The sequence below is a fragment of the Actinoplanes sp. SE50/110 genome, from assembly GCF_900119315.1.
Taxonomy (GTDB): Bacteria; Actinomycetota; Actinomycetes; order Mycobacteriales; family Micromonosporaceae; genus Actinoplanes.
On the sequence record NZ_LT827010.1, the window covers coordinates 2061757 to 2073766 of the forward strand.

At 69.0% G+C, this 12010-nt stretch carries 8 protein-coding genes; all 8 read left to right on the forward strand.

The window, feature by feature from the left end:
* The first annotated feature begins 36 nt into the window (after nt 1-36).
* The 8 genes from ACSP50_RS09285 (at nt 37) to metH (ending at nt 12004) form a co-directional block, all read left to right on the forward strand.
* Nucleotides 37-1344: an extracellular solute-binding protein gene (locus ACSP50_RS09285; RefSeq protein ID WP_014688909.1), complete on the forward strand. Its 1308-nt coding sequence runs from the start codon at nt 37-39 to the stop codon at nt 1342-1344.
* A 76-nt stretch (nt 1345-1420) separates the two neighbouring features.
* On the forward strand, nt 1421-2410 hold the full coding sequence (locus tag ACSP50_RS09290) for a carbohydrate ABC transporter permease (protein ID WP_014688910.1): 990 nt from the start codon (nt 1421-1423) through the stop codon (nt 2408-2410).
* Nucleotides 2410-3309, forward strand: a complete 900-nt coding sequence (locus tag ACSP50_RS09295; protein WP_014688911.1) for a carbohydrate ABC transporter permease — start codon at nt 2410-2412, stop codon at nt 3307-3309. Before ACSP50_RS09290 ends, ACSP50_RS09295 begins: the two co-directional genes overlap by 1 nt.
* A 30-nt stretch (nt 3310-3339) precedes the next feature.
* Nucleotides 3340-4764, forward strand: coding sequence for an N-acetylglucosamine/diacetylchitobiose ABC transporter substrate-binding protein (gene ngcE, locus ACSP50_RS09300; protein ID WP_014688912.1), 1425 nt, complete (start codon nt 3340-3342; stop codon nt 4762-4764).
* Nucleotides 4765-4796: 32 nt separating this feature from the next.
* Nucleotides 4797-5702, forward strand: a complete 906-nt coding sequence (locus ACSP50_RS09305; RefSeq protein WP_014688913.1) for a carbohydrate ABC transporter permease — start codon at nt 4797-4799, stop codon at nt 5700-5702.
* 14 nt (nt 5703-5716) lie between these two features.
* A complete protein-coding gene (locus tag ACSP50_RS09310; RefSeq protein WP_014688914.1) occupies nt 5717-6619 on the forward strand; it encodes a carbohydrate ABC transporter permease in 903 nt (300 codons plus the stop codon).
* Nucleotides 6620-6649: 30 nt separating this feature from the next.
* Nucleotides 6650-8290 carry a bifunctional 3'-5' exonuclease/DNA polymerase gene (locus tag ACSP50_RS09315; protein WP_014688915.1) on the forward strand — a complete coding sequence of 547 codons (1641 nt, stop codon included), beginning with the start codon at nt 6650-6652 and terminating at the stop codon, nt 8288-8290.
* Between the two features lie 114 nt (nt 8291-8404).
* Entirely contained in the window at nt 8405-12004 is a 3600-nt protein-coding gene (metH, locus tag ACSP50_RS09320; RefSeq protein ID WP_014688916.1) for a methionine synthase, read from the forward strand.
* Nucleotides 12005-12010 lie beyond the last annotated feature (6 nt).

Consider the following 12010-nt stretch of genomic DNA (forward strand, 5'->3'; position numbering starts at 1 on the left):
GCACCGCCTTTGAATGACACCCCTCCTGGAGGAATTGTGAAGCGCAAGATCGCCGTCGCCGCGGCTCTCGCCGCGACGCTGCTGGGCGCCGCCGCGTGTGGCAGCAAGTCCGACGACAGCTCGACCACCTCGGCCAACGGCAAGGTCGACGGCAAGGGCAAGACCATCAAGGTCTGGCTGATGGTCGACGCCCAGAGCGGCTGGAAGGGTGTCGTCGACGACGCCACCAAGCGGTTCACCGACGCCACCGGCGCCAACGTGACCGTCGAGTACCAGCAGTGGGCGAACGTGCTCACCAAGCTGGACGCCACGCTGGCCGGCACCGACGTCCCGGACGTGGTCGAGCTCGGCAACACCCAGTTCCCGAAGTACGTCGACGCCGGCGCCTTCGCCCCGCTGGACAAGAAGAGCTTCGAGAACTCGGACAGCTGGCTGACCGGTCTCTCCGGCCCGTGCGAGTCGGACGGCAAGACCTACTGCGTGCCGTACTACGCCGGCGCCCGGGTCCTGATCTACCGCACCGACCTGTTCAAGGCGGCCGGCATCACCGCCGCGCCGAAGACCTACGACGAGTTCCTGGCCGACGCCGACAAGGTGCAGGCCGCGAACAAGGACCCGAAGTTCGGCGCCGTCTACATGCCGGGCCGCTACTGGTACTCGGCGATGTCCTGGGTCAAGGCCAACGGTGGTGACATCGCCAAGAAGGACGGCGAGAAGTGGACCGGCCAGCTCTCCAGCCCGGCCTCGCAGGCCGGTCTGCAGAAGTGGGTCGAGCTGGTGAAGAAGTACTCGAAGGCGGACGTCACCAAGGACGAGGCCGACCAGTACCTGGTGTTCAGCCAGGCCAACGCCGGCATGTTCTACGGCAACGGCTGGGAGCAGGGTTCGGCCGAGCAGGTCAAGAAGGACCCGAACGACCCGAACTCGGCGCTGGTCCCGACCAAGGTCAAGGGCAAGCTGGCCGCCGCCCCGATGCCGGGCATCCCGTCGCTGCTCGGCGGCTCGAACGTCGGTGTCCCGGTGAAGAGCAAGAACTCCGAGCTCGCCGCCCAGTGGATCAAGTACTTCACCGACAGCACCTCGATGGCCGGCCTGGCCAAGGCCGGCGCACTGCCGAACGCGACCGCCGTGCTCGACGCCGCCGCCTCCGCGAACCCGACGCTCGCCGTCCCGGCCGAGGCCGCCAAGAACAGCTGGGCCGTGCCGGCCTCCGGCAAGTGGGCCGACGTGGAGAAGGCCAACATCCTCAAGGACATGCTGTCGGACATCCTGACCGGCAAGAAGTCCCTCGCGGACGCGACCGCCGCCGCGGACCAGAAGATCGCTGACACGCTCAACGGCTGATCCGGACGCCGCCCGCCGGTCGCGAGACGGGCGGGCGGCGTACCCCCTCGGTTCCTTCGGTCAGAAAGGAAAGCTGATGTACGCGGTCGATTCTCCGGCGACCCGCACGCCCACCGGGCCGGCCGGATCCGGCGCGAAGCGCCCGGTCGGCCGGCGCCGTGCGCGACGCGGCAGCGAGGAAGGCTCCGGCCTGCCGTGGCTGCTCTCCACCCCGGCCCTGCTGCTGCTGGCCGCTCTGCTGGCCTATCCGTTCGGACGGATGCTGGTCATCTCGTTCCAGAAGTTCGGTGTCAAGCAGCTCTGGACCGGGGCAGCGGCGCCGTGGTCCGGGATCGACAACTACATCGACACGCTCTCCGACTCCGCGTTCTGGTCGGTCGTGGGGCACACGGTCCTGTTCACCGCGGTGTCGGTGGTGCTCAGCGTGCTGTCCGGCCTCGGGGTGGCGCTGCTGATGCGCCGGGTCGGCAGGACCGTGCGACTGCTCATGATCATCGCGATGATGTTCGTCTGGGCGCTGCCCGCGCTGGTCCAGGCGCAGATCTTCAAGATGATGACCGACTCCGACGTCGGGGTGCTGAACTATCTGATCGACAAGCTGCCCGGGGTGAGCTTCGAGAACCACTCCTGGTTCTACACGCCCACGCAGGGCTGGATCGTGATCACCGCCTGCGTGCTGTGGGCCGGTATCCCGTTCCTCGCGATCACCCTGAACGCCGGCCTGACCCAGGTGCCCAAGGAGCTGATGGAGGCCGCGACGGTCGACGGCGCCAACGCCTGGCAGTCGTTCCGCAACATCACCCTGCCGATCCTCAAGCCGCTGCTGGTGATCGTCACGACCCTCTCGGTGATCTGGAACTTCGGGCTCTTCACGCAGAGCTGGGTGCTGCGCGACGGCAAGCCGGAGCCGGAGTTCCACTCGCTGGCGACCTACCTGTACGCGCAGGCGTTCGCGCAGAACAAGTACGGCCTGGGCTCGGCGATCGCGGTGCTCACCATCCTGCTGCTGCTGGGCGCCATGACGGTCTACATCCGGCAGATGTTCAAGATCGGAGAGGTGGACTGATGGCAGTCGTCGCCACCACGGTGCCGCGTCGCAAGAAGGCCGACCGGCACGCCGACGGCACGATGACCGTCGGGCGCACCCCGCTGGGCAACTTCCTGGCCAACGCGGGCGGCCTGCTGTTCGCGATCGTGATGTTCTTCCCGGTGTACTGGGTGCTGATCACCTCGTTCAAGCCGCAGACCGAGTGGTCCAGCTTCGTGCCGACGTTCCTGCCCGAATCGCCGACGCTGGACAACTACAAGTCCGCGTTCAACGCCCCGGGCTTCAAGACCTCGCTGATCAACGGCATCGAGATCACCTGCATGGCGGTGCTCGCCGCACTGGTGGTCGGCTTCCTGGCGGCGCTCGCCGTGGCCCGGTTCAAGTTCTACGGCCGGCGGGCGATCATCCTGGTGGTCCTGGCCGTGCAACTGGTACCGTTCGTCGCCCTGCTGATCCCGCTGTTCCTGATGCTGCAGAAGGCCGATCTGATCGGTAACAAGATCATCGGTGTGACACTGGTCTACGTGGTGTTGCTTCTGCCCTACACGGTGTGGACGCTCCGGGGTTTCATCGCCGGCATCCCGCGGGAGCTGGACGAGGCCGCGATGATCGACGGCTGCACCCGCGGTCAGGTCTTCTGGCGGATCATCCTGCCGCTGACCGGCCCCGGCCTGGTGGCGACCTCGGTCTACGGGTTCATCCAGGTCTGGAACGAGTTCATCATCATCAACACCCTCAACGACAACGACCACCAGAACCTGATGGCCTGGCTGATGCAGAACCAGACCAGCCACGGCACCTACTGGGGTCCGCTGATGGCCGGCTCGATCATCACCTCCATCCCGGTCGTGATCTTCTTCCTCGCCGTCCAGCGCAACATCGCCTCGGGACTGACCGCGGGCGCGGTCAAGGGCTGAATCAACCAACGATTTTCTGAAGGGACACCGATGTCTGAGATAACGACCTCCCGTCGTACGCTGCTCCGCCGTGCCGCCGCGGTCGGTCTGGTGGCCGCCCCCGGCGTCAGCTTCCTGAGCGCCTGTGCCGGCTCCGACGACTCCGGCACCACCAAGCAGGCGACCGGCACCAAGTCGGCCGACAACCCGCTGGGCATCGACCCGAAGGCCGGCGTCGAGATCGTGATCTTCGACGGTGGTCTGGGCACCAAGTACGCCACCGATGTCGACACCCCGCTGTTCAACACCAAGTGGCCGGACGCCAAGGTCACCTACTCGGCGACCCAGCAGGTCTCCACCACGATCAAGCCGCGGCTCAACGGCGGCAACCCGCCGGACATGATCAACAACTCGGGCTCCGACATCATGGACTTCGGCGCCGTGGTCAAGGCCGGCCAGGCCGCCGACCTGACCGACCTGTTCGCCGCCCCGTCGCTGGACATCACCGGCAAGACGGTCGCCGAGACGCTGGTGCCGGGCGCCGTGCAGCAGGGCACCTACGACGGCAAGCCGTTCGCGGTGAACTACTCCTTCACCGTCTTCGGCCTCTGGTACAACAAGAAGCTGTTCGCCAAGAACAGCTGGACCATCCCGACCACCTGGGCCGACTTCACCGCGCTGCTGGACAAGATCAAGGCGGCCGGCATCACGCCGTTCGGCTACGCGGGCGCCAACGCGTCGTACTACATGGTCCGCGCGATCATGACCAGCGCCGCGAAGATCGGCACCGAGCAGGTGCTCAAGGACATCGACAACCTGAAGCCGGGCGCGTGGACCAACGACGCGGTCCTGCAGGCCGCCAAGGCGTGGGGCGAGGTCGGCAACAAGTACATCGACAAGTCCTTCCTCGGCCTCAAGCACACCGAGGTCCAGCTGCAGCAGGACCAGGACAAGGTCGCGTTCTACCCCTGTGGCTCCTGGTTGGAGAACGAGCAGGCGGCCAGCACCCCGGCCACCTTCGAGTACGCGATGATGGCGTTCCCGAGCGTCACCACCTCGGACAAGCTCCCGGCGACCGCGATCAACGCCGCGGCCGGCGAGATCTACTTCGCGGCGGCCAAGGGCAAGAACCCGCAGGGTGGCAAGGAGTACCTGCGCACCATGCTGTCGAAGAAGGCGGCGCTGGAGTTCACCAAGCTCACCAAGTCGCTGACCGTGGTGGCCGGCGCCGCTGACGGCGTCGTCATCAGCCCCGGTCTGACCAGCGCGAACGACGCGCTCAGCAAGGCCGGCCAGGACGTCTTCATGGGTTACCTGTTCGACACCTGGTACAAGAAGCTGGACGACGCCTCCCGCGAGGCCGCCAACCAGCTGATGTTCAAGGGCGGCGACGCGCAGAAGTTCTGCGACACGATGGAGGCCGCTTCGCAGGCCGTCGCGAAGGACTCCTCGATCACCAAGTTCACCCGTTCCTGATCCGGCTTATTCTCACCCCTAGGTAGGACGTCATGCGGCACGGCAAGTATCCCTTCATCATCGGTTTCCTTGTCGTGCCGCTGGCGCTCTATCTGACCTTCGTGGTCGGTGCCTACCTGCAGATGTTCCAGCTGTCCTTCACGGACTGGTCGGGCTTCGGCGGGTTCAAGTACATCGGCTTCGACAACTTCGTGAAGCTGTGGGACGACCCGGTCTTCTGGATCGCCCTGCGGCACAACGTCTTCCTGCTGATCTTCCTGCCGATCGTGACGATCGCGATCGCGCTGTTCTTCGCGTTCCTGCTGAACGTCGGCGGCCGCAGCAAGGGCGGAGTGACCCGGGGCATCTGGGGCTCCAAGGTCTACCGGATCATCTTCTTCTTCCCGCAGCTGCTGGCCCTGGCCATCGTCGCGGTGATCTTCGGCCGGGTGTTCGGCTCGGACCACGGCGGCATGCTCAACGGCCTGTTCCCGTCCTCCTGGTCGCCCTGGTTGTTCCTGGCCGACGAGCGGTTCGCGCTGACCTGCATCCTGGCGGTGCTGGTCTGGCAGGCGGTCGGCTTCTACGTGGTGCTCTTCTCGGCCGGCATGGGCAACATCCCGCAGGAGATCTACGAGGCCGCCGCGCTGGACGGCGCTACCAAGATCACCCTGTTCTTCCGGATCACCCTGCCGCTGCTCTGGGGCACCCTGCAGGTCGCCTGGGTCTACCTCGGTATCGCCGCCTTCGACGCGTTCGCCCTGGTCAACATCATGTCGGTGAACAAGGGCGGCCCGAACAACGCGACCCAGGTGCTCAGCTACCAGATCTTCCTGAACGCCTTCCAGAACTCGCAGGCCGGTTACGCCTCCGCGATCGGCGTCGTGCTGTTCTTCCTGACCCTGACGTTCGCCGCCCTGACCCTGCGGGTCACCCGTCGCGACGCCGCAAACGCCTGACCGCGGAGATCACCATGACCAACCTGGTAACCAACGCACCCGCGGTCGCCGCGAAACCCGCCGCCGCGGACAAGGAACGCAGAATCAGCCCGCTCAACGGCGTGGCGCACATCGCGCTGTTCCTCTGGGCGCTGGCCACCGCCGGCCCGCTGATCTGGGTGGTGCTGGCCTCGTTCAAGGACAACACCGAGATCTTCCTGGGCAAGCCGTTCTCGCTGCCCGCGCACTTCTCGTTCAAGACGTACGCCGACGCCTGGAGCGAGGCGCACATCGGGCAGTACTTCCTGAACAGCGTGTTCGTGGTGGTGGTCAGCACGGCCGGCACCATGCTGCTGGGCGCGATGGCGGCGTACGTGCTGGCCCGCTACCGGTTCCCGGGCAACCGGGCGCTGTACTACCTGTTCGTCTCCGGCCTGGCCTTCCCCACGTTCATGGCGATCGGCCCGCTGTTCGGCATCCTGCAGAGCCTGAGCCTGCTCAACACGTACACCGGCCTGATCCTGGTCTACATCGCGTACTCGCTGTCGTTCACGGTGTTCTTCCTGACCGCGTTCTTCCAGACGCTGCCGGCCGAGATCGACGAGGCCGCGATGATGGACGGCGCCGGGCATCTGCGCCGGTTCTTCCAGGTGATGATGCCGATGGCCAAGTCCGGCCTGGTCAGCATCACGATCTTCAACATCGTCGGGCAGTGGAACCAGTACCTGCTGCCGGTGGTGATCATGCAGGGTGCCGGCGCCGACTCGAAGTGGGTGCTCACCCAGGGCGTCGCGAACATCAGCACCTCAGCCGGTTACCACGCCGAGTGGTCCACGCTGTTCGCCGCGCTGACCCTGTCGATCCTGCCGATGATCGTCGTCTACGGCATCTTCCAGCGGCAGATCCAGGCGGGTCTGACCGCCGGTGCCGTCAAGTAGGTTGTCGTACCCCGCGAGCAGAATGACCATGTGCTCGTAGCGGTACTCCCTGACGGTCGGCTGCAGGATCTGCGTGCCGACGGGCGGCCGGTCGGGGCGCCCCACCCGGCGCCCGACCTGCCGGCGGCGATCGCCGCGCGCGAGGCCGCCGAGCAGCCGCGCTGGATCTGGGCGGCCACCGCCGACACCTATCCCGCGCTGCTGCGCGCCGGCGTCCGGGTGGCCCGTTGCCACGACCTGGAGCTGACCGAAGCGCTGCTGCTCGGGCACGCCGGTCGCTGGGGCGAGCCACGGGGGCTCGCCGCCGCGACCGCCCGGCTGCGCGGCCTCCCGGTCCCGGCCGACCGGCCCCGGCCCGAGGCCGAGCCGCCCGGTTTCGCCCAGGGCGCGCTCTTCGCGACGTTCCCCACGGCCGTCGCGGTCTCCGCCGAGGACCTGATTGCGGTGTACGCGGATCAGCAGCGCCGCCTCGCGCAGACCGGCCACCCCGGACGGTTCCGGATGCTGGCCGCCGCCGAGTCGGCCGGTTCCCTGATCGCCGCCGAGATGGGCCACACCGGCCTGCCGTGGCGCGCCGACGTGCACGACCGGCTCCTACGCGAGCTGCTGGGGCCGCCGCAGCCGGTCGGCCCGCCGCGCCGGCTGGCCGAGCTCACCGCGGCGATCAACGAGGCGTTCGGCACCCACGGGCTGCACCCCGACTCGCCGGCCGAGGTGGTCCGCGCGTTCGCCCGGGCCGGCATCCAGATCCCGAACACCCGCCGCTGGGTGCTCCGCCGGGTCGACCACCCGGCGGTCGCCCCGCTGCTGGAGTTCAAGGAGCTCTACCGGATCTGGACCGCGCACGGCTGGTCCTGGCTCGACTCCTGGGTCCACGACGGCCGCTTCCATCCGGAATACGTCGCCGGCGGCGTCGTCTCCGGCCGCTGGGGCGCCCGCGGCGGCAGCGCCCTGCAGATCCCCAAGGTGGTGCGCCGCGCGGTGCTGGCCGATCCGGGCTGGCGGTTCGTGGTCGCCGACGCCGGCCAGCTGGAGCCGCGGGTGATGGCCGCGGTCTCCGGCGACCGGGGGCTGGCCCGCGCCGCGGCCGGCGGCGACCTCTACGCCGAGCTGGCCCGCGACTCCTTCGACGGCGATCGGGCCAAGGCCAAGATCGCCCTGATCGGCGCGATGTACGGGCAGACCGGCGGCGACGCCATCCCGGCCCTGGCCGTGCTGCGCCGGCACTATCCCACCGCGTTCGAGTACGTGGAGCAGGCCGCCCGGGTCGGGGAGAACGGCGGGCTGGTCCGCTCCTGGCTGGGCCGCACCTGCCCGCCGGCGGCCGGCCCGGGCCGCGACGCCGGGCTCGACCCGCCCGATGAGGTGGCCCCGCCACCCGGACGGGCGAGGGGCCGATTCACCCGGAACTTCGTGATCCAGGCCACCGCCGCCGAGTGGGCCCTGGTGCTGCTGGCCACCCTGCGCACCGCGCTGGCCGGGACGCCGGCCGAGCTGGTCCTGTTCGTGCACGATGAGGTGGTCGTGCACTGCCCGGCTGACCAGGCGGAACAGGTCGCCGAGACGATCCGCGAGTGCGCCGCGCGGGCCGGGCGGATGCTGTTCGGCGCCAGCGAGGTGCGCTTCCCGCTGGACGTCTCAGTGGTTGGTTGCTACGCGGAAGCCAAGTGAGGAAGTGGGTATCGTTATGGGTCCGGCCGAGAGGCGCTGCAGCGGGATCACCCGTCACGCTCGACCGGTGATCCGCGAGCAAGGGCGCCTCCGACTTCTCTCGGAGGTGTACCCGTGACCCAGTCTGTCGCCACGCTGCGCGAGCTCCTCGCCGAGCGGGTCCTGGTGCTGGACGGTGCCGCCGGCACCATGCTGCAGGGCGCCCGGCTCAGCCCGGCCGACTACCGGGCCGACCTGATCCCGGCCGATCACGAGCAGGACGTCACCGGCGACCCCGACCTGCTGAACCTCACCAGCCCGGACGTCATCCTCGACATCCACCGGCAGTATCTGGCGGCCGGCGCCGACATCATCACCACGAACACCTTCACCGCCACCACCATCGCCCAGGCCGACTACGGGCTGGAGCACCTGGTGCGCGACATGAACGTGCGGGCCGCCCGGCTGGCCCGGCAGGCCGCCGACGAGGCCGAGGCCGCCGACGGACGGCCCCGCTTCGTCGCCGGCGACGTCGGCCCGCTGAACGTGACGCTGTCGCTGTCGCCCAAGGTCGACGACCCGGCCTACCGCGCGGTCACCTTCGACCAGGTGAAGACCGCGTACGCGGAGCAGATCGCGGCGCTCGCCGAGGGCGGCGTCGACCTGCTGATGATCGAGACCGTCTTCGACACGCTGAACGCCAAGGCGGCGATCGCGGCGGCCCGCGAGGTCGCCCCGGACCTGCCGCTCTGGGTGTCGGTGACGATCGTCGACCTGTCCGGCCGCACCCTGTCCGGGCAGACCGTGGAGGCCTTCTGGCGCTCGATCGAGCGGGCCCGACCGCTGGTCGTCGGGCTGAACTGCGCGCTCGGCGCGGCCGAGGCCCGCCCGCACGTGGCCGAGCTGGCCCGGCTGTCGGACACGTTCGTCGCCGCCCACCCGAACGCCGGCCTGCCGAACGCGTTCGGTGGCTACGACCAGACCCCCGCGGAGACCGGTGCGCTGATCGGTGAGTTCGCCGCGTCCGGCCTGGTCAACATCGTCGGCGGCTGCTGCGGCACGACCCCGCCGCACATCGCCGAGGTCGCCCGGGCGGTCGCCGGCGCCGCGCCCCGGGTGGTCGCCCCGCCCGCGCCGACCACCCGGTTCAGCGGCCTGGAGCCGTTCGCGATCGGCCCGGACACCGGTTTCGTGATGATCGGCGAGCGGACCAACGTGACCGGCTCGGCCCGGTTCCGCCGGCTCGTCGAGGCCGACGACTACCAGGCCGCCGTCGACGTCGCGCTGGACCAGGTCCGCGGCGGCGCCAACCTGCTCGACGTGAACATGGACGCCGACCTGCTGGACAGCGAGCGGGCGATGACCACGTTCCTCAACCTGATCGCGACCGAGCCCGAGGTGGCCCGGATTCCGATCATGATCGACAGCTCGAAGTGGAACGTGCTGGAGGCCGGCCTCAAGTGCGTGCAGGGCAAGGCCGTGGTCAACTCGATCAGCCTGAAAGAGGGCCCCGACCTCTTCCTGCGGCAGGCCCGGCGGATCCGTGACTTCGGCGCCGGCGTCGTGGTGATGGCCTTCGACGAGCAGGGCCAGGCCGACACCACCGAGCGCAAGGTGGAGATCTGCGGCCGTGCCTACGACCTGCTGGTCGAGGACGGCTTCGACCCGACCGACATCATCTTCGACCCGAACGTGCTGGCGGTCGCCACCGGCATCGCCGAGCACAACGGGTACGCCAAGGCGTTCATCGACGCCCTCCCGCTGATCAAACAGCGCTGCCCGGGTGCCCGCACCAGCGGCGGCATCTCCAACCTGTCGTTCGCCTTCCGCGGCAACGACGTGGTGCGCGAGGCGATGCACTCGGCGTTCCTGTTCCACGCGGTCCGCGCCGGCCTGGACATGGGCATCGTCAACGCCGGTCAGCTCGCCGTCTACCAGGACATCCCGGCCGACCTGCTGGAGCTGGTCGAGGACGTGCTCTTCGACCGCCGGCCGGACGCCACCGACCGCCTGGTCACCTTCGCCTCCACGGTCACCGGCAGCGGCGCCAAACGCGAGGTCGACCTGTCCTGGCGGGACGCCCCGGTCGAGCAGCGGCTCTCGCACGCCCTGGTGCACGGCATCGTCGACTTCATCGAGGCGGACACCGAGGAGGCCCGGCTCAAGCTGCCCCGGCCGCTCGACGTGATCGAGGGCCCGCTGATGGACGGCATGGGCGTGGTCGGCGACCTGTTCGGCGCCGGCAAGATGTTCCTGCCCCAGGTGGTCAAGAGCGCCCGGGTGATGAAACGCTCGGTCGCCTACCTGCTGCCCTACATGGAGAAGGACAAGACCGAGAGCTCCCGCGGCCAGGGCCGGGTGGTGCTCGCCACGGTCAAGGGCGACGTCCACGACATCGGCAAGAACATCGTCGGCGTGGTGCTCGGCTGCAACAACTACGAGGTGATCGACCTCGGCGTGATGGTCCCGGCGGCGAAGATCCTGGAGACCGCGATCGCCGAGGGCGCCGACGCGATCGGCCTGTCCGGCCTGATCACCCCGTCGCTCGACGAGATGGTCGCGGTCGGCGCCGAGATGCAGCGCCGGGGGATGACCCTGCCGCTGCTGATCGGCGGCGCCACCACCTCCAAGCAGCACACCGCGGTCCGGATCGCCCCGGCCTACGACGGCGCCACCGTGCACGTGCTGGACGCTTCCCGGGTCGTCGGCGTGGTCTCCGACCTGCTCGACCCGGAGCGGTCGGCCAAGCTCGACGAGGCGAACCGGGCCGAGCAGGAGCGGCTGCGCGAGCAGCACGAGAAGCGGCACGCCCAGCCGCTGCTCACCCTCGCCCAGGCCCGGGCCAACCGGGAACGGGTCGACTTCACCGGGCTGCCCACCCCGACCTTCACCGGGGTCCGCGAGGTGCAGCCGACCATCGCCGAGCTGCGCGAGATGATCGACTGGCAGTTCCTCTTCCTGGCCTGGGAGCTCAAGGGGAAGTACCCGGCGATCCTCAACGAGCCGGTGGCCAGGGAGCTGTTCGACGACGCCACCGCGATGCTCGACCAGATCATCGCGGACGGTTCGTTCCAGGCCCGGGGGCTCTACGGCTTCTGGCCCGCGCACGCCGAGGGCGACGACATCCTCCTGGACAACGGGCACGGTTTCCCGATGCTGCGCCAGCAGACCGAGAAACCGGCCGGCCGCGCCAACCGCTGCCTGGCCGACTACATCGCGCCGGCCGGCGACCACCTGGGCGGCTTCGCCGTGGCCATCCACGGCGCGGAGAAACTGGCCGCGCGATACGAGGCCGAGCACGACGACTACCGGGCGATCATGGTGAAGGCGCTGGCCGACCGCCTGGCCGAGGCCTTCGCCGAATACCTGCACCTCAAGGCCCGTCGTGAGTGGTTCGAGCCGGACGCCCAGCCCAAACTGGAGGATCTGCACGCCGAGCGGTTCCGCGGCATCCGCCCGGCCCTGGGCTACCCCGCGTGCCCCGACCACAGCGAGAAGAAGGACCTGTTCCAGCTGCTCGACACCGGCCGGATCGGGGTCGCCCTGACCGAGTCGTACGCGATGACCCCGGCCGCCGCGGTCAGCGGCCTGATCTTCGCCCACCCCGACGCGAAGTACTTCACCGTCGGCCGGTTGGGTAAAGATCAGATCGAAGACTACGCTGCCCGGCGCGGCGTGCCGGTGGGCGAGGTGGAACGCTGGCTGCGCCCCAACCTGGCGTATCCGATCGACTGACAGGGG